This is a genomic window from Terrabacter sp. RAF57 (genome assembly GCF_052113925.1).
Classification (GTDB): domain Bacteria; phylum Actinomycetota; class Actinomycetes; order Actinomycetales; family Dermatophilaceae; genus Terrabacter.
The window spans coordinates 65,277-83,703 of the sequence record NZ_JBFRDT010000017.1; the positions used below are offsets into that span (position 1 = coordinate 65,277).

At 71.2% G+C, this 18,427-nt stretch carries 16 protein-coding genes; 8 read left to right on the top strand and 8 right to left on the bottom strand.

The window, feature by feature from the left end; genetic code table 11:
* Positions 1-19: 19 nt before the first annotated feature.
* From nrfD to fdh, 3 genes are read right to left on the bottom strand one after another with little or no spacing between them, the layout of a single operon-like run.
* Positions 20-1,120, bottom strand: coding sequence for an NrfD/PsrC family molybdoenzyme membrane anchor subunit (gene nrfD, locus AB4Y83_RS17670; protein WP_442276747.1), 1,101 nt, complete (start codon positions 1,118-1,120; stop codon positions 20-22).
* A complete protein-coding gene (locus tag AB4Y83_RS17675) occupies positions 1,117-2,274 on the bottom strand; it encodes a 4Fe-4S dicluster domain-containing protein (protein WP_442276748.1) in 1,158 nt (385 codons plus the stop codon). The genes nrfD and AB4Y83_RS17675 overlap by 4 nt, the downstream gene beginning before the upstream one ends.
* A 3-nt stretch (positions 2,275-2,277) precedes the next feature.
* The gene (gene fdh / locus AB4Y83_RS17680) at positions 2,278-5,604 is read right to left on the bottom strand and encodes a formate dehydrogenase (RefSeq protein ID WP_442276749.1); all 3,327 of its coding nucleotides are present in this window, start codon (positions 5,602-5,604) and stop codon (positions 2,278-2,280) included.
* Positions 5,605-6,084: 480 nt separating this feature from the next.
* Here fdh and AB4Y83_RS17685 point away from each other — a divergent pair, with 480 nt between their 5' ends.
* Complete coding sequence (locus tag AB4Y83_RS17685) at positions 6,085-6,357, top strand: hypothetical protein (protein WP_442276750.1); 273 nt, start codon at positions 6,085-6,087, stop codon at positions 6,355-6,357.
* A gap of 75 nt (positions 6,358-6,432) precedes the next feature.
* Positions 6,433-9,294 carry a helix-turn-helix transcriptional regulator gene (locus tag AB4Y83_RS17690; RefSeq protein WP_442276751.1) on the top strand — a complete coding sequence of 954 codons (2,862 nt, stop codon included), beginning with the start codon at positions 6,433-6,435 and terminating at the stop codon, positions 9,292-9,294.
* Positions 9,295-9,305: 11 nt separating this feature from the next.
* Here the strand turns inward: AB4Y83_RS17690 and AB4Y83_RS17695 are convergent, their stop codons facing one another.
* Together AB4Y83_RS17695 and AB4Y83_RS17700 are read right to left on the bottom strand one after the other, a co-directional pair.
* Positions 9,306-9,764, bottom strand: coding sequence for a GNAT family N-acetyltransferase (locus AB4Y83_RS17695; RefSeq protein WP_442276752.1), 459 nt, complete (start codon positions 9,762-9,764; stop codon positions 9,306-9,308).
* 29 nt (positions 9,765-9,793) lie between these two features.
* A complete protein-coding gene (locus AB4Y83_RS17700; RefSeq protein ID WP_442276753.1) occupies positions 9,794-9,922 on the bottom strand; it encodes a hypothetical protein in 129 nt (42 codons plus the stop codon).
* 80 nt (positions 9,923-10,002) lie between these two features.
* Here AB4Y83_RS17700 and AB4Y83_RS17705 point away from each other — a divergent pair, with 80 nt between their 5' ends.
* From AB4Y83_RS17705 to AB4Y83_RS17725, 5 genes are all read left to right on the top strand, one after another.
* On the top strand, positions 10,003-12,552 hold the full coding sequence (locus AB4Y83_RS17705; protein WP_442297666.1) for a DEAD/DEAH box helicase: 2,550 nt from the start codon (positions 10,003-10,005) through the stop codon (positions 12,550-12,552).
* Between the two features lie 3 nt (positions 12,553-12,555).
* Entirely contained in the window at positions 12,556-13,398 is an 843-nt protein-coding gene (locus tag AB4Y83_RS17710) for an acyl-CoA thioester hydrolase/BAAT C-terminal domain-containing protein (RefSeq protein ID WP_442276755.1), read from the top strand.
* 136 nt (positions 13,399-13,534) lie between these two features.
* Positions 13,535-13,714 (top strand): hypothetical protein, encoded by a 180-nt coding sequence (locus tag AB4Y83_RS17715; RefSeq protein WP_442276756.1) that lies wholly within the window; start codon positions 13,535-13,537, stop codon positions 13,712-13,714.
* A 105-nt stretch (positions 13,715-13,819) separates the two neighbouring features.
* A complete protein-coding gene (locus AB4Y83_RS17720) occupies positions 13,820-14,605 on the top strand; it encodes a DUF1206 domain-containing protein (RefSeq protein ID WP_442276757.1) in 786 nt (261 codons plus the stop codon).
* A gap of 143 nt (positions 14,606-14,748) precedes the next feature.
* Positions 14,749-14,916, top strand: a complete 168-nt coding sequence (locus AB4Y83_RS17725; RefSeq protein WP_442276758.1) for a hypothetical protein — start codon at positions 14,749-14,751, stop codon at positions 14,914-14,916.
* 80 nt (positions 14,917-14,996) lie between these two features.
* On the opposite strand, the gene AB4Y83_RS17730 is transcribed toward AB4Y83_RS17725, so the two are convergent.
* Genes AB4Y83_RS17730 through AB4Y83_RS17740 form a run of 3 tightly spaced genes read right to left on the bottom strand, consistent with a single transcriptional unit; the run spans position 14,997 to position 17,489 of the window.
* Positions 14,997-15,728 carry a phosphatase PAP2 family protein gene (locus AB4Y83_RS17730; protein WP_056827524.1) on the bottom strand — a complete coding sequence of 244 codons (732 nt, stop codon included), beginning with the start codon at positions 15,726-15,728 and terminating at the stop codon, positions 14,997-14,999.
* Entirely contained in the window at positions 15,725-16,468 is a 744-nt protein-coding gene (locus AB4Y83_RS17735; RefSeq protein WP_442276759.1) for a phosphatase PAP2 family protein, read from the bottom strand. The genes AB4Y83_RS17730 and AB4Y83_RS17735 overlap by 4 nt, the downstream gene beginning before the upstream one ends.
* Positions 16,461-17,489 (bottom strand): diacylglycerol/lipid kinase family protein, encoded by a 1,029-nt coding sequence (locus tag AB4Y83_RS17740; RefSeq protein WP_442276760.1) that lies wholly within the window; start codon positions 17,487-17,489, stop codon positions 16,461-16,463. Before AB4Y83_RS17740 ends, AB4Y83_RS17735 begins: the two co-directional genes overlap by 8 nt.
* Before the next feature lie 149 nt (positions 17,490-17,638).
* Here AB4Y83_RS17740 and AB4Y83_RS17745 point away from each other — a divergent pair, with 149 nt between their 5' ends.
* On the top strand, positions 17,639-18,277 hold the full coding sequence (locus AB4Y83_RS17745; protein WP_256795888.1) for a DUF1345 domain-containing protein: 639 nt from the start codon (positions 17,639-17,641) through the stop codon (positions 18,275-18,277).
* Positions 18,278-18,427: the final 150 nt, after the last annotated feature.

Here is an 18,427-nt window from a genome sequence, read left to right on the forward strand (position 1 = left end):
GTGCTGGTGGCTCGCCGAGTCAGCGCGCTGTGGTGATCGAGTCGTCGACGACGCCGGCGGCCCGTCGCTTCTCGAGCCGCTCACGCTGTGGCTCGACGGTGTACTTCGGGTCGATCGCCGAGACCATGCCGGCCTCGAAGACGCCGAAGCGGGTGCAGACCGAAGCAGCCATGAGGGCTGCCCCGCTCAGCGCTGCGGTGACGCGGTTTCCCCCGAGCGCGACGGCGCCGACGGCCCCGCCGATCGTCAGGGCCCGGCTGGCCTTGAGCAGGCGCCCGGCCTTGCCGGTGCGGAGGGGCTCCGAGAGCGTCGGCCCGAGCTGGTCCTGCATGCGCTCGAAGGCCACGAGCTCGACGAGCGCACTGACTGCCGCCAGCTTGCGCGCCGGGCCGTTCTCGCGCGTGGGGACGGAGACGAGGGCGAGACCCGATGCGGCGAGGTTGGCGGAGCTGACGAAGACGAACGGCAGCTCGCGGTAGGACTCGTGCCAGGTCGGGGTGGCCGTGTCGGCAAGGAGCACCGCCGTGTAGGCGGCAAGCGGTGGAGCGAAGAATGCAGACCCCACCGTGGCCGGCCCGTCCGCTAGTTTCAGCGCCTTGGACACGAGGGCGACGGCACCGCCGGACCTGCTTGGGTGAGAACGACGCTCGAGCATCGGCCGGCCGAGCTCGGTGGCGAGAGCCGCCCCCGCGAAGGTGCCGAAGGCCGTCAGGATCCACGAGCCGACCGACATCGGAGAGGTGAGCTTGACGGTGCGCATCATGTTGAGGGCACGGCTGGGCTTGCCGAGGTCCTTGGCGAGCGCCGCTCCGCCGAGCGCCGCGCCGGCCACGGCGCCGATGCGTCCGGCGCGCTGCAGCGCGGGGTAGCCACGAGCCGCACCGCCGGCGCCGAGCAGCGCGGACCCCGCGGCGATGCCGCCGAGGAAGAGGTATGCCGCGACCTCCTTCTCCCACGGCGCCGGCTTGACGATGTGGCGCCCGTAGTAGCTGTCGAAGCTGACGTCGGGGACCATGAGCGACTCGTCGCGGCGCCCCCTCCCGCGGCGACCGCCGCCGGCGTTGCCGAGACGGCGCGGTCGCTCCGGCGGGCGGTCGGCGTCGAACGGGTTGGTCGTCACTTCCGCCTCCCGACGAACGAGGCCGCTGCCATCGCGAGCATGGTGAGCCCCGCGTAGCCGGCCTTGCGGAACATGTCGGGCAGGTCGGCGGTGGTCACCCGTGGGTCCGGCGGCAGGCCGTAGACCTCGGGCTCGTCGAGGAGCAGGAAGGTCGAGCCGGTACCGCCGACACCGTCGTTCTCGTCGACGCCGTAGAGGCGCGCCTCGCTGTAGCCGAGTTCGTGCAGCTGCGCGACGCGGGCCCGGGCCGTCGCCCGCATCTCGTCGAGGTCGCCGAACTTGATGGACGTGGTCGGACACGCCTGGGCACAGGCGGGAGTCTGGCCGGCGCCGAGTCGGTCGTAGCAGAGGGTGCACTTCTGGGCGATGCCGACGTTCTTGACCTCGCCATTGGTCTCGGCGTGCGACGGAGGGTTCTGGTGCGAGCCACCGCCCGCATTGCCCGTTGCCCCGGTGCCTCCCGTGCCCCCTGATCCCTTGATGCTGATGCCGTGGGACTGCGGCCCCTTCTCGTGCCCCTCTTGACCGCTCCGGCGTTCGATGACCCCGAAGGGGCACGCTGCCACGCAGTAGCCGCAGCCGTTGCAGACGTCGTCCTGCACGACGACGGTCCCGAACTCGGTGCGGAAGAGCGCGCCGGTCGGGCACACGTCGAGGCAGGCGGCGTGGGTGCAGTGCTTGCAGACGTCGGAGGCCATGAGCCACCGCACGTCCGGCACGGGGGTGTCCGTCGGGCCGGGGCCGGCCGCCGCGCCGGGGAGCAGCTCCCCCGGCGGCGTCAGCGTCGCGGTCGCCGCGCCCCCGCCACCGGCGAGGGCGGCGTCGTCGTGTGAGCGCACCGACGGCATGCCGAGGGAGACGAGCTTGCGCCCCGACTCACGGGCCTGCTCGATGCGGTCGCTCGTCTGCTCGACGAAGGCGACGTGGCGCCACGTGCTCGCCCCGAGGGCTCCGGTGTTGTCGTAGGACTGGTTCAGCAGGTCGAGGCCGTCCTCGGGGACGCCGTTCCATTCCTTGCAGGCCACCTCGCACGCTTTGCACCCGATGCAGATCGAGGTGTCGGTGAAGAAGCCCTTGCGAGGCTCGTGCCGGTCCCAGGCGGCGTCGGCCGCCGGGTCGGTGGGGCCGGAGAGCTGGTTGCGCCAGAAGCCCATCGGTCAGCCTTCTCTCGTGTCGGGCGTGGACTGCGGGTGGCCGGTGCGCAGCTCGTTGCTCGTCATGACGGTGCTGCCGGCCCGCGACTGGTACTCCGCGACGAGTCGCAGCAGCTCCTCGCCCGCGGGGCGGCGGCCGGGCACGATGTCGCACGAGCCGGCCTTGCTCTCCTGGATCTGCACGTTGGGGTCGAGCGCGACACCGAGCAGGTCGTTGGCGGCGTCGCCGCTCACGACCGCGTTGGTCCCGACGCCCCAGTGGTAGGGCAGCCCCACCTGGTGGATGGTGCGGCCCGTGATGGTCAGCGGGGTCATGCGCTCGGTCACCATGACGCGGGCCTCGATGGCCGCGCGGGCCGAGACGATGGTCGCCCATCCGCCGTTCTCGAGACCCCGCTCGGCCGCCAGCTCGGGCGACACCTCGCAGAAGAACTCCGGCTGGAGCTCGGAGAGGTAGGGCAGCCACCGGCTCATGCCGCCGGCCGTGTGGTGCTCGGTGAGCCGGTACGTCGTGAAGACGTAGGGGTAGACGTCCGCTCCGGGCGCGTCACCGGACGGGCTCCACAGGTTGTCCTTGCGCGGGAAGACCTTGCGGGCCGGGTTCGACTGCTGGGTGTAGAGCGGGTTGCGGACCGGGGACTCCTGCGGCTCGTAGTGGGTCGGCAGCGGCCCGTCGAGCATGCCCTTGGGCGCGAAGAGCCAGCCCTTGCCGTCGGCCTGCATGACGAACGGGTCGTCACCGGCGAGGCCCGCCGGACCGCCTGTCCCCGGCTCTGGACGGTAGGAGGGCGCCTTGTCGGGAACGAAGTCCGGCACGTCGTGCCCGGTCCACGTGCCGGCCTCGGCGTCCCACCAGATGTAACGCTTGCGCTCGCTCCACGGGTTGCCCTCGGGGTCGGCCGAGGCGCGGTTGTAGAGGATGCGACGGTTCGCCGGCCACGCCCAGCCCCAGTCGAGCGCGGTGAGGTCCTGCTCGCGCCCGGGCTTGCGGTCGGCGGCGTGGTTGACGCCGTCCGCGTAGACGCCGGTGTAGATCCAGCAGCCGCCGTCGGTCGAGCCGTCGGCCTTCATCTCGGTGTAGGCCGAGAGCGGCTGCCCCGCCTTGTCGCCCGTCAGGTGACGGCCGTTGATCTCGGCGAGGACCGCCTCGGCGTCCGGGTCGCCGTGCTCGTCGGTGGGGTAGTCCCACGTCAGGTCGAGCAGCGGACGGTCACGCTCGTCGGTCGAGTCGGCGAGCAGCTCGCGCACCCGCCGACCCAGCTCGAAGAAGAACTGGAGCTCGCTCTGGCAGTCGCCCGGGGGCTCGACCGCCTGGTGGTGCCACTGGAGCATCCGCTGGGTCTGGGTGAACGAGCCGCTCTTCTCGGTGTGCGCCGCCGCCGGCAGGAAGAACACCTCGGTCTCGATGTCCTCGGTCGTGAGCTCGCCTGACGCGATCTCGGGCCCGTCCTTCCAGAACGTGGCGGACTCGATCATGTTGAAGTCGCGCACGACGAGCCACTTGAGGTGCGACATGGCCTGACGCTGCATTCGGCCGTGCGCCGAGCCGACGGCCGGGTTCTGGCCGAGCAGGAAGTAGCCCTCGACCTCGTCGTCGAGCATCGCCATCGTCGTCTGGTAGGTGCCGTGCGCCCCGCTCAGCCGCGGCAGGTAGTCGAAGCACCAGTCGTTCTCGGCGGTCGCCGCCTTGCCCCACCACGCCTTGAGCAGGCTCACGGCATACGTGTCGGCGTTGGCCCAGAAGCCCTTCTGCTCCTTGTTGCCGATGGCGCCGAGGTAGTCGTCCCACGTGTCGTGCAGCCCCGCCACCGGCATCGCGAGGTAGCCGGGGAGGATGTTGTAGAGCGTGGGGATGTCGGTCGAGCCCTGGATGCTCGCGTGACCACGGAGGGCCATGATGCCGCCACCCGGTCGGCCCATGTTGCCGAGCAGCAGCTGCACGATGGCGGCGGTGCGGATGAACTGGGCGCCGAGCGTGTGCTGGGTCCAGCCGACGGCATACACGAACGCCGTGGTGCGCTCGCGGCCGCTGTTCTCGGTCACTGAGCGCGCGAGGTAGTGGAAGTCGTCGACGCTGATGCCGCAGGTGTCGGCCACCATCTCCGGGGTGTAGCGGGCGTAGTGCCGCCTGAGGATCTGGAAGACCGTCCGCGGGTCCTGCAGCGTCTCGTCGCGCAGCACCCGGGCGTGCTCGAGCGCCGGCCCACCGGACCCGTGCTCGTCACCGGCGGCGCGCTCCGACTTGGTGTGGCCGTGCTCGTGGCCGGCCGCGGGACCGCCGATGGTGCCCGGCGTCTCGTCGTCCTCGCCGTCGCGGCTGGCGTAGGCCCAGGTCTCCTGGGAGTAGCTGCCCTTCGCGTCGTCATAGCCGGAGAAGAGCCCGTCGAGGTCCTCGGTGTCCTGGTACTCCTCGCTCACGAGCGTCGCGGCGTTGGTGTACGCGACGACGTACTCCTTGAAGTAGAGCTCGTTGTCGAGGATGAACTTGATGAGGGCGCCGAGCAGCACGACGTCGCTGCCGGCGCGGATCGGGATGTGCTTGTCAGCCGTCGCCGACGTGCGCGTGAACCGCGGGTCGACGTGGATGACCCGGGCACCCTTGAGCCGAGCCTCCGTCACCCACTGGTAGGCGACCGGGTGGCACTCGGCCATGTTCGATCCCTGGATGACGATGCAGTCGGCGTTGGACAGGTCCTGCACGTACTGCGTGGCGCCGCCGCGCCCGAACGAGGACCCCAGACTGGGGACCGTGGAGGAGTGTCAAATACGCGCTTGGTTCTCGATCTGGATGGCGCCGGCTGCGGTGAAGAGCTTCTTGATGAGGTAGTTCTCCTCGTTGTCGAGCGTCGCTCCGCCCAACGAGGCGATCCCCATGGTGCGCCGCAGTGGGCGCCCGTGCTCGTCATGGTCCTGCCAGGTGCGTCGCCGTGACTCCACGAAGCGCTGGGCGACCATCTCGACGGCCGTCGACAGCTCGATCGGCTCCCAGTCCGTGCCGCCCGGACGTCGGTAGAGCGCCTTGCGCTGGCGGCCGGGGTTGTTGACGAGCTGCTCGCTCGCAGACCCCTTGGGGCACAGCCTCCCGCGTGACACCGGCGAGTCCGGGTCGCCCTCGATCTGGACGACGCGGCCGTCCTTGACGAAGACGCGCTGACCACACCCCACCGCGCAGTACGGACACACGCTCTGGACGACCTTGTCCGCGGTGGCCGTGCGGGGCGCGAGCTCACGCGTGTGGGCGGAGGTGACCGACGGCCCCCGTCCGAGGAAGTCGCCGGAACGGACCTGCCGGACGACCGGCCAGGACAAGAAGGTCTTCTTGGGATCCACCGCTGCACCTCTCTGGACTGGGCGACCGGACCATGACAGCACGACTGTGTGGGAGGCGCCATAGAAGCATTACCCAGTCGGGCGACGCCGCTCACGCCGCGGGTCTCACGCTGGCTGCTGTCGATGACAGATGACGAGCGAGCCCCAGCCCGCCCCGACCAGACACGCGACCCGGCCTCACCCGGGGCGTGCACGCGTCGTCGGCACGGTCCTCGGCCTCGCCGTGGCAGCGCCGATCCTCGCGTGGGGCCCGCAGGGGGTCCGGTCGGGTCCGGTCGGTGCTCGTCATCGTCGTGCTGCAGGTGCTCACCGAGCTCGTCCCCGACCGAGCAGGACGTTCGGACCGCTGAGAGGGGCCGCGCGAGACGTAGGCATGACCGGTGCGAGGTCTGGGAGAAGTGCCGATGTGGGTGGGTGCGTCCCGGGCCGATCGTGGAGTGGTCGGCGGAAGGTCCGCCGCATCTGGTCCAGGAGCACGCCATGTCCGCTCGCCATCGACTCGTCGCCGTCGTCTCGGCCACCGCCCTCTCGCTGCCGGCCGTTTCCGTGGCCGCGGGGTCGGCCGCCGGGATGCCCATCCCCCTTCCCGACCCCGGACCCCACCTCCACGTGCTCGCACCACGGCTCGACACGGACACCGCCGTGCTGACGGAGCTGAGGGAGCTGAAGGACGAGTACGCAGCCGGCCACCTGCCGCGCGTGCACAACACCATCGTCCTGATCCTCAACGACGCGGCTTCCGCCGTCCTGTGAACACGACGCGCGTCCGCTCCTACGCTGGAAGACGGGTCGGAGGGCACCACGACGTCCTCGGTCACGGAGTCGCGGATGGGCACATCGTCAGAGCACACAGCACCCGTCGGGAGGGCCGAGCAGATCCGCGCCCTCGACGTCCTGCTCGGCGTGGTCGCGCGCGAGGCGGATGAGGACGCCCCTCGCATCAGGAGTCTGCTCATCGGAGGTGACGCCGGCATCGGCAAGACGACTCTGGTCGAGGTCCTTGCCGAGCGGTGCCGGGCGATGGGCCTGAGCTGTGCGGTCGGTCACTGCCTGGACCTGGCGACGGGAATGCCGTTCGGTCCGGTGGTCGAGGCACTCCGGGACCTCCATGACCGCCAGACCACCGAGGACTCCCCGGTGCCACGCCTGTCCTGGCTGGCCTCCGAGGCGAGCTCGAGGTCCCCCTCGCTCGAGTCTCTCGTCGAAGCCACCGAGATCCTGGGCCGTGCGGGCCCGGCCGTGCTCGTCATCGAGGATCTCCACTGGGCCGACTCCTCGGTACGGGACTTCGCGCTGGCCGCGCAGCGAACCGGCCGTGCTCCGCTGCTGCTCGTCCTGACCTTCCGTGCCGACGACGTGACCGCCGGACACCCGCTCCGGGGCCCGCTGGTCGAGCTGAGTCGGAGTCCGCGTGCGGTGCGCATGGATCTGTCCGGGCTCGCTGCCCACGACGTGCGCGAGCTCGTCCGTCGACGGTCCGGGCATGCCCCGGACACCGAGAGGCTCGCCGCCCTGATGCTCCACTCCGACGGGAATCCCCTCTACGTCGAGGAGCTGCTGTCCGCCGACGAGCCCGGTGTCCCGGGGCTCCTGCACGACCTGTTGCTCCGGCACGTCGGGACGCTCTCGTCATCCGCTGTCCGGATCAGCCGCCTGGCTTCGGTCGACGGCAGCCGCATCGACCTCGAGGTCCTCGAGGAGGCGGCTGGGCTCGCACCCCCCGCGTTTGCCCAGGCGATCCACGAGATGCTCGAGCGCCACGTCGTCGTCCGTCATGGGAACAGGTACGACTTCCGCCATGCCCTGCTCCGGGAGTCCGTGCACGACGACCTGCTCCCCGGGGAGATCGTCGAGATGCACGCCGCCTACGCCCGGGCGCTGCGAGGCCGCGTCGAGTCCGGGTCGACCGAGCAGCGCTGGCGGTACGGAGCGTCCCTGGCCCTGCACGCGATGGGCGCGGGTGACTGGCCCCTCGCCCTCGAGGCCTCGGTGTGGGCCGGCGTGGCCGGCAAGCAGTACGGCTCGGCCGCAGCAGCCGACCATTTCGAACACGCCCTCTACCTCTGGGACCGCGTTCCGGATGCCGCTGAGCGCACCGGCCTCTCCAAGGCCGACCTCCCGCGCCTGGCGGCCCGCGTCCTGGCCAACGAGGGGGTCCGTGACCGGGTGCACGACCTGCTGCGCCTGGCGGTCGACCTGCTCGACCCCGACGGTGACCCCCTGGCGGCCTGCCGCGTCCACACCGCCGTCGGGGCCAACTGGGGCGAAGTGCCGGGACTTCCGAGCCGACGAGAGTCCCTCGATCGCGCCATCGCGCTGGCCGGGACGACGCCGACCCGCGAGCTCGCGGACGCGCTCATCGCATCCACGTTCCACGGGTGCCGAGTCGGCCGGTACACGGAGGCACTCGACTTCGCGACCCGGGCCCTCGACGTCGCTCGGGCGATCGGAGCGGACGATCTCGTCACCGAGGCCCTGTGGGAGCTGGCCGAGCCGCTCTGGCTCGTCGGCCGCTGCAGCGAGGCGTTGGAGGTGTACCGAGAGGCCGTGCGCGAAGCCGAGCGGTCCGACGAGCTGGGAGCCGCCCTCGAGGCCTCCGGCGAGCTCGCCTTCTACCTCTCGTTGTACGGCTCGGTCGACGAGGCGGTCCAGATCTCTCGTCAGGTCCGCGAGAGGGCCGAGCGAGCCGGACTGCCGAGGTATGTGGCCCTCGGCGCCGAGCAGGAGCTGGAGATCCTGGTCCAGCAGGGACGCATCTCAGAAGCAGAGGCCCTCTACGAGACCTACTGCGTCCCCGCCCGGGTCGAGTTCCGACTGCGGTGGCACCGGGCGCTCCTGTTCGTGGCCCGTGGCGACATGCGAGGCGCGCTCGCCGTCGAGGAGGAGGCGTTCGCCGACGGCTCCAACGCGCCGGGCGTCAACCACTCTCCGCGTCTCATCGAGATCTGCGAGGGCCTGTCGGATCCGGAGCGGGCCCTGGACGCGGCCGAGGCCTTGATGCTGGAGGTCGCCCCTCGGGACTCTCCCCTGGAGCACGCCCTCGCCGCCGACTACGCCTACCGGACGCTCGTTCTCGCTGGCCCCTCCGCGGCACGCCCGGCCCAGCCGCTCGCCGCGGCGGCCGCCGTGTCGCTGGACTTCGCCCGGCAGCGCCTCACCCCCGAATGGGGGCGCACCTGGGACGGGATGCACCTGGCCATCGCCGAGGCCTTCGAGGCCCAGCTGTCGGGGCAGTCGGCCATCCCGCAGTGGCACGCCGCCGTCGATCTCGCGGTCGCCTTCGGCCGCTACACCTCGCTCCGTCCACGCTTGGAGCTGGCACGCGCACAGCTGGCACACGGAGAACGCGACGAGGGCAAGGCCATGCTCTCCGCAGTCTGGCACGAGGCCCACGAGATGGGATCCCGCTGGCTCGAGAGCCAGGCCGCGGTGGCGGCAAGGCGGTTCCGGGTGCCACTGCCGCTCGACGTCGACGAACCCGGACCCCTCGACCGGCTGACGCCGCGCGAGCGCGAGGTGCTCGACCACGTCGCTCGCGGAGCGACGAACCGAGCCATCGCCTCCGCCCTGTTCATCACCGAGAAGACCGCCAGCGTGCACGTCGGCAACGTGATCGCCAAGCTCGGCGTGAGCAACCGTGGCGAAGCCGCTGCCCTCGCCCGCTCAGTTCGCTCGGACCGCGATCCCTGACCAGCCGGACGTCAGCCGGGGAGATGGAAGACCCACCGCTCCGCCACACGAAAGCCGAGCCGCTGGTAGATGCCGAAGCCCATCGGCGACGCACCGAGGAACGCCAGGGTGGCACCCTCTCGAACCCCGTCGGCCAGGATTCGTGCGGTGACGGCTCTCCCGAGGCCGCGACGGCGATGCTCGGGAGGCGTCGCGATCCCGAAGACCCCCACGGCTCCCGACACCTGCAGCCGGATGCCGACCGAAGTGACGGCCCCACCAGCCAAGGACGCATAGACCGCCGAGCCCGGCTGCTCGACCATGGGGCGGCCCACGAGGGGGTCGTAGAGTCCTCGCGGCAGCTCGTTCCCCAGGGCGAACGCCTCGGCCACCCGAGGCAGCAGGTCGAGGGCGTCGCCGCCCAGCTCCACGATGGCGTCGACGTCCTCCCGAGGCCCAGCCGTCAGGGTCAGGATCGTGGGCTCGTCCATCACCTTGATCGGGAAGTCCGCTCGCCGGCTCAGACCACGCTGGGCGGCGAGGTCTCCCACCCAGGACGGCGCACCCGGACGCTCACGGACGACGAAGGGAAGGTCGCGAGCAGGCGCATCCCGTTCATGAAGGGCTCGACGACTGCGCTGGCGTCCATCTGCACGGGTCCTACTCTGACACCACCGGCCGGTGCACACCGACGATTCGGCTCACGTCCCGGCCCGGCGGCATACTCGCGTGGTGACGAAGAACCTCAGCGAGCGCATCCCGCGGGACCCCGATCCCGACGGCCTCTACGAGGTCTTCTCCGAGTGGACGACCGAGCGGGGCCTGACCCTCTACCCGCACCAGGAGGAGGCGTTCCTCGAGATCCTCAGCGGCAGCAACCTCATCCTGGCGACGCCGACCGGCTCGGGGAAGTCGCTCGTCGCGACGGCCGCCCACCTCACCGCCCTCGCCGACGACCGGGTCTCCTTCTACACGGCACCCATCAAGGCGCTCGTCTCCGAGAAGTTCTTCGCCCTCTGCGAGCAGTTCGGCGCCGACAACGTCGGCATGATCACCGGAGACGCCTCGGTCAACGCCGACGCCCCGATCATCTGCTGCACCGCCGAGATCCTCGCGAACCTCGCTCTGCGAGAGGGCAGCTCGGCGGACGTCGGTCTCGTCGTCATGGACGAGTTCCACTTCTACTCCGAGCCCGACCGCGGGTGGGCGTGGCAGGTGCCGATCATCGAGCTGCCTCAGGCGCAGTTCGTCCTCATGTCAGCGACGCTCGGCGACGTCACGATGTTCAGGGACGACCTGACCCGGCGCACGGGCCGCTCCACGGCCGTCATCAGCGGCACCKAGCGTCCCGTCCCCCTCGAGTTCTCGTATGCCGTCACCCCCCTCCACGAGACCATCGAGGAGCTCCTCGAGAAGGACCGCGCGCCCGTCTACGTCGTCCACTTCACGCAGGCGGCCGCGCTCGAGCGCGCCCAGAGCCTCATGGCCGTCAAGATCACGACGCGCGAGGAGCGCGAGGCGATCGCCGAGCGCATCGGTGGCTTCCGGTTCGGGGCGGGCTTCGGACGCACCCTCTCCCGCCTCGTCCGGCACGGCATCGGGGTGCACCACGCGGGCATGCTGCCGAAGTACCGCCGCCTCGTCGAGCAGCTCGCGCAGGACGGCCTCCTCAAGGTCATCTGTGGCACCGACACGCTCGGCGTCGGCATCAACGTGCCGATCCGCACCGTGCTGCTCACCGGGCTGACGAAGTTCGACGGCACGAAGCAGCGCCTGCTCAAGGCGCGTGAGTTCCACCAGATCGTCGGCCGGGCCGGCCGGGCCGGCTTCGACGCCCGCGGCTGGGTCGTCGCCCAGGCCCCCGACCACGTCGTCGAGAACCTCCGCGCCGTCGAGAAGGCTGGCGACGACCCCAAGAAGCAGAAGAAGATCCAGCGCAAGAAGGCGCCCGACGGCTTCGTCAACTGGTCGGAGGAGACGTTCGAGCGGCTCATCGTCGCCGAGCCCGAGCCGCTGCAGCCGCGGATGAAGGTATCGCACTCGATGCTCGTCAACATCCTTGCGCGAGAAGGCAACCCGGTCGCCCACGCCGCGCGCCTGCTCTCCGACAACCACCACGAGGCCAAGGACCAGCGGCGACTCCAGCGGCACGCGCTCGTGCTCGCCAAGGAGCTCATCACGTCCGGCGTCGTCGAGCGCCTGGCGTCGGCCGAGGACTCCGGCCGTCGGCACGCCCTGACGATCGACCTCCAGCGCGACTTCGCCCTCAACCAGCCGCTCGCCCCCTTCGCGCTCGCCGTCATGGACACCCTCGACCCTGGGAGCGACACCTACGCCAAGGACCTCGTCTCGGTCATCGAGGCGATCCTCGAGGACCCGCGGCAGGTGCTGTGGGCGCAGGAGTTCAAGGCGCGCGGCGAGGCCGTCGCGGCGATGAAGCTCGACGGCGTCGAGTACGAGGAGCGGATGGAGCGCCTCGAGGAGGTCTCCTGGCCCAAGCCGCTCGCCGAGCTGCTCGAGGTAACCCTCACGGCCTACCGGCAGAGCCACCCGTGGATCTCGCAGGACGCCCTCTCGCCGAAGTCCGTCGTCCGCGAGATGTACGAGCGCGGCATGACGTTCAACGAGTTCGTCTCCTACTACGGCCTGTCCCGGTCCGAGGGGCTCGTCCTGCGCTACCTCACCGACGCCTACCGCACACTGCGCCACACCATCCCCGAGGGCAACCGCACCGAGGAGCTCGAGGACGTCATCGAGTGGCTCGGTGAGCTCGTGCGCCAGACCGACTCCAGCCTGCTCGACGAGTGGGAGGACCTCGTCAACCCGAGCGACGCCGTGCTCGCCCAGACCAACATCGCCCCGCCGGCGCGGCCGATCACCGGGAACGAGCGGGCGTTCACCGTGATGATCCGCAACGCGATGTTCCACCGGGTCGAGCTGGCCTCGCGCGACGAGTGGGAGGCCCTCGGCGAGCTCGAGGCCCGCGTCGCCGAGCTCACCGACCCACCGCAGAAGGTCGTCATGGACGCCCAGGCGTGGAACGACGCCCTCGGCGCCTACTACGACGACCACGACGCCATCGCGACCGACCAGGGGGCCCGCTCACCGGCGCTGCTCCAGGTCGAGCGGACGCCGACCGAGTGGCGGCTGCGTCAGGTCGTCGTCGACCCCGACGACGACAAGGACTGGGGCATCACGGCCGTCGTCGACCTCGCGGCGAGCGACGAGGCCGGCGCTGCCGTCCTCACCGTCACCGCCTTCGAGCGCCTCGGCGGCTGACCTGTGACCCTGCGCGCACACCCCTACGACCACGACGGCGTCCTCGTCTCACCTGCCGACGGCGGCAACGGCACGGGGGTGCTCGTGCTGTCGGGATCGAGCGGCCGCGTCGAGCACGAGCGGGCGCGGCTGCTCGCCGGGGCCGGTGTCACCGCCGCCCTGACCTACCGCTGGTTCGGCGGCGAGGGACAGCCGGCCGGCATCTGGGAGTACCCCCTCGAGGCCTTCGCACCGGCCGTCGCCTCGCTCGGCGATCGCTGTGACCGCGTCGTGCTCATGGGCGTCTCGAAGACGGCCGAGGCCTTCCTCGCGTATGCCGCCGACGACCCGGCCGTCGACGCCGTCGTCGCGCTCGCGCCGAGCCACGTCGTGTGGGCCAACGTCGGGGCCGGACCGGACGGCGAGCTGCGCCCGCAGCACTCGTCGTGGTCCCGGGGCGGGGCGCCGCTCCCCTTCGTGCCGTACGACGACGACGCCGAGCCCGTGGGCGAGCCGCCGGCGTTCACACCGGTCTACGCCCAGAGCCTGCGCTCAGCCGCCGACCGGGTCGCGGCCGCGACCATCCCCGTCGAGCGCTTCTTCGGCGACGTGCTGCTCGTGGCCGGCGGTGACGACCAGGTCTGGCCGTCGGTGACCTCCGCCGAGGCCGTGCATGCGCGGAGGACGGCCCTCGACCTGCCGACGACCCTGGTCGCGCACCCGGAGGCCGGACACCGCGTCATCCTGCCCGGCGAGCCCGTCGCGGGCGGCGGGCAGCGGATGGCCCGGGGCGGCACCGAGGCGGCCGACCGCGAGCTCGGCGATCGCGCGTGGCCCGAGATCCGCCGCGTGCTCGACCTCGCCTGAGCGGGGTTGGAGCGGGACCGCCACGGATCTGAGGCACCCGGAGAGACGGCATACGCCATCCTTCCGATGTGGCGGGCCGGGCCTCAGACCGACGGTGGAGAGGTCAGCACGACAGCGACCGCGAAGGATCCCCACCATGCTCTCTCCGCACATCGTCAGCGCCCTCCTCGCCCAGCGCGAGGCCGACCTCGAACGCCGGGCCGAGCTCGCCCGCCTCCGGCACCCGGAGCCCGGGCCCGAGCCGGCGACCACCCCCACGAGGAGCCGTCGCACGGCGCGCCGCCACGGCCGCCGTCGACACCTGCGCCTCGTCTGACGCGCCCGCCCGAGAAGGGCGCGCCCGACGTGCCACTTCCCTGCCCGACGTGGGTATGTTCCCCAGTGGCCCATCGGGGACCCCTCTACCGACAGGATCACGTGCATGGACTCCACAGACGTCAAGGCCGCCTCAGCGCGCGCGGGTGACCACCCGGCGCTCGAGACGGCAGCGCGCATCGGCTACGCCGTCAACGGCGTGCTCCACATCATCATCGGCGCGATCGCACTGCGACTCGCCTTCGGCTCGAAGGGCACGAGCGCCGACCAGTCCGGCGCCCTGGGCTCGATGGCCGACAACGGGTTCGGTCTCTTCCTGCTCTGGGTCGCCGTCATCGCGTGGCTCGGCCTCGCGCTCTGGCAGGTCACGGAGGCCATCTCGGGAGGCTGGGAGACGAGCGACCGCCTCAAGGCGGCCGGCAAGGCCGTCGTCTACCTCGCACTGGCGTGGACCGCGTTCCGGTTCGCGAGCGGCAGCGGCTCGTCGAGCAAGAGCCAGACGACCGACTTCACCGCGACGCTCATGAAGCAGCCGGCCGGCCAGTGGCTCGTCGCCCTCCTCGGCCTCGCCGTCATCGGCGTCGGCGTCTACCACGTCGTCAAGGGCTGGAAGAAGAAGTTCCTCCAGGACCTCGAGTCCGACCCGGGCGAGTGGATCGTCAAGGCCGGACGCGTCGGCTACATCGCCAAGGGCATCGCCCTGGCCATCGTCGGAGGCCTCTTCGTCCTCGCCGCCGTGCGGCACAAGCCCAGCGAGGCTCGCGGCCTCGACGGTGCGCTGCGCAACCTGCTCGGAGCCCCGGGCGGCCCGGTGCTGCTCGCCCTCGTCGCGCTCGGCCTCATCGCTTTCGGGGTCTACAGCTTCGGACGTGCCCGGCACGCCGACGTGTGAGCCGCGGCGCCTGACGCACGCTGTCGAGACGGCCCCGAGCGCCCGGACATTTCCGGGCACTCGGGGCCGTTTCCGTGGCGGGTGCATCACCGACGCCTTCTGCTGCTCTGTGTGTTCACGCATCACGAGTGCAGGAGGACACCATGAACACGTACCTGAACGAGGCCATCGCCCGCCAGCGCACCGCCGACCTCGGTCGCCGGACCCGGCGCGCCCAGCGACCCGTCGTCGACCCGCAGACGACGCCCCGCCGCGGCCTGATCCTCATCCTCGGGTGGCGGCTGCACCGGTCGCAGGTGTCCCCGGGCTAGAGCGCCGCGGAACGCGAACGGCGATGGCCGGGAACCCGATTCGGGTTCCCGGCCATCGCCGTTCGCGGGTGGAGGTCGCGTCAGCGCGAGACGGCCTCGCGCACGGCGGAGGTCGCGCGGTCACCGGTCGTCCGACGGCGCAGGTAGTTCCACGCGAGCAGCGCGCACACGATGCCGTTGACCATCCCGACGAGGATGTCGACGAGGTGGTGCATGCCGCGGTAGAGCCGGGCGTAGCCGACGAGGAGCGGCACGATCGCGCAGACCACGGTCACGACGCGGCGCAGCCACACCGTCTCGATGCGCTGGGCCATGAGCGCGAAGGTCAGGTAGAGCGCGGTCGAGGCGCCCATGTGCCCGCTGGGGTAGCTCGACGTCGGGGGCGCCGGGTCGAGGTGCTCGACCGTCGGGCGCTTGCGGTCGGTGAGGGTCGTCGCGGCGACGAAGACGCTCGCCTGCGCGGCGATCGCGATGGCGGGGATGACGGCATACCACCACTGCTTGGTACGCCACCACACGAGGGCCACGACGACGACGCAGACGCCGATGACGATCTCGGTGTTGCCGATGTGCGACCAGACCGCCGTGATCGAGTTCATCGTCGCGGTGCGGCCTGCGGCAACGGACTTGCTCAGGTCGTTCTCCCACGGGAGGTCCTTGAGGGGGCCGACGATGAGGAAGCCGAGCCCGACGATGAGACCGAAGAGCACCACGGCGGGGGCGAGGACCCGCAGCGCGATGTCACGGAGCGCCGACCCCACGGTCGGTCGCGACGAGTCGATCTCGTAACGGTGGATGAAGGTGTGGTTCACGTGCTGCCTTTCGATGACTCGGGCCCGACGTCCCCCTCCGGCGGAGGGGACTCGTCCGGACTCTGGGGGTTCCACCCGAGGTAGCCGACGTAGGACGCCGTGCCCAGGCCGATGCCGAAGAGGATCCCGGCCAGGACGTCTGAGGGGTAGTGCACGCCGAGGAAGACGCGGTCGAGGGCCGTCAGGACGACGTATGCCGTCAGGCCGGCCACGAGCCAGCGGCGGGCGACCGGCGACAGCAACGGCCAGAGCAGCAGGGTCATCACCGTCGCGATGGCCGCGGCGTTGGCCACGTGGCCCGAGGGGAAGCTGTAGCCGGGGGCGTGCGAGACGGGGTCGCTGACGACGGGGCGGGCCCGCTGGACGACCTCCTTGAGGACGAGCTGGAGGTTCCAGGCGACCATCATCGTCAGGAAGGCCCAGAGGCACCGGGTCGCGAGCTCACGGTGGCGGCGCCACACGACGAGGCAGACGGCCGACGCGACGATGTAGACCCACTTCGGCTGGGTGGCCTCCTGCCACACGAGCAGGACGGTCTTGAGCCACGGGTTGTCGCGGGTGATGTCGGTCGCCGCGACGATGAGCCACTCGTCGAGCTCGATGACGGGCACGAACTTCTCGCGCACGACGAACGCGAGGGCCGTGACGGGGACCGCGAAGGCGAGCCCGAACCCGACGGCCTTGAGCAGGCGGCGGCCGCGACCCGCGGGTCGCCGGCCGTCTGGACGTCGCTCAGCCAACCCGGACCACCAGGGAGTCGGGGAGGATGCGGATGCCCAGCGAGACGTGCTCGCCGATCGGGTCGCCGTCGATCTCCGCCTCGACGGGTCGGCCCGCGGTCACGGTGAACTCGCGGCCGCGGAAGCGGTCGAGCCGGCCGTGACCGGCGCGGTGCCGCGTCACGACGTCGGAGATGACGGAGATCCAGCCGAGGGCGCCCTGGGGCGCGACGACGACGGCGTCGAGGATGCCGTCGTCGACCTTCGCCTCGGGCATCAGCTCGATGCCGCCCTGGAGGGTGCCGCAGTTGCCGACGACGACGGTGCGCGCGTGCCGGCTCACCGACCCGCTGTGCTCGTCGTGGTCGCGTTCGTGGTCGCCGCTCTCGCCGGTCACGCCGGAGCCGCCCCTCGAGGCGACGTCGACGCGGAAGCCACGGCTGAAGACCTGGCGCAGCGCGCTGAAGACGTAGGCGACCCAGCCGACGGCGGCCTTGACCTTCTCGTTGGTGCCGGCCATGACCTGGCCGTCGAGGCCGAGGCCGGCCATGACGAGGAAGACCTCCTCGTCGTCGTCGACCTTCGACCCGCCGTCGTGCGTGCCGTGGCTCTCCCGCGGCTCGATCGCCCTGTCGGCCACACGCATGAGGCCCACGTCGATCCGGCGGTCGGTGCCACCGAGCATCGCCTCGACGGCGTCCTCGAGGGAGTCGACGGGCAGGCCGAGGTTGCGGGCGAGGAGGTTGCCCGTGCCGCCGGGGAGCAGACCGAGCGCGACGTCGGTGCCGACGAGCGCCGAGGCGACCGCGCGGACGGTGCCGTCACCGCCGAGCGAGGCGACGACGTCGGAGCCGGCGCGCACCGCCTCGCGGCCCTGCTTCTCGCCGGTCTCCTGCTCGGTCGTCTCGATCCACGAGGGGTCCTCCCAGCCGTGCCGGGCCGCGGCCTTGGCCACGAGCTCCTGGGTGGCGACGAGGTCGTCGACCTTGACCGGGTTGTAGACGACGGTGAGCCTGCGACGAGCGCTGGGCGTGTCGGACATGGTGGGGATCCTAGGGCTCGGGGCGTGAGGGGGGCGGCCGTCGAGCGGGGCCGATGCGTGACATACCCCGACCCGGCACCCAGCCGACCACCAGCGCATCACCAGCCGGCGTCCAGCCTCGTGGACTCTCGCGGCGGTAGCCTCCGAAGGTGCCCACCATCCGCCGACGCCTCGCCGTCGCCGTGCTCGTCGGGGTCCTGGTCGGCCTGTTCGTACCGCTCGGTGCGGCCGGCGAGCTGCTGACCCACGCCCTCACCGGTTTCGTGGCCGGCGGCCTCGCCTTCGCGGTGCCACTGCTCGTGCACGTCCTCGGACACGACGCCCCCTCCACGCGGGCGCGGGTCGAGGGCCGCGACGGCGACGCGGCGTGGTACGACGTGGTCGTCATCACCGTGGGCCTCGCCAGTCTGGCGGGCGTCGGCATCCTGCTCGTCGGAGGCCAGGCGAAGGGAACCGCGCAGGTGCTGGACGCCCTCGTCGGCGTCGGCGCGGTCGCGGTCGGCTGGCTCTGCGTCCACACCGTCTATCTCCTGCGGTACGCCCGCGTCTACTACGCCAGCCCCACGCCGCCCATCGACTTCAACCAGGACGAGGACCCGACCTTCTCGGACTTCGCCTACTTCTCCTTCAACCTGGGCATGGCCTACCAGGTCTCGGACACCGACCTCAAGACCTCCGACGTGCGCCGGGTCGTGCTCGGGCACACGATGCTCGCCTACCTCTACGGCACCATCGTCATCGCCGCGACGATCAACCTCGTCGCGGGCATCGGTGGCTCACTCGGCTAGGTGTACTGACCGGGCACGTTGGTTGAGGGAATGCGACTCATCGCTCTGAGCTGCTGACGTGGGAGGGCCTCCCGCGGTGGAGTGGAACTGCTCAAGGTTCACTTCGCCAAACAGGAGGCCCTCGTGTCCCACGCTAACGCTGCCCTCACC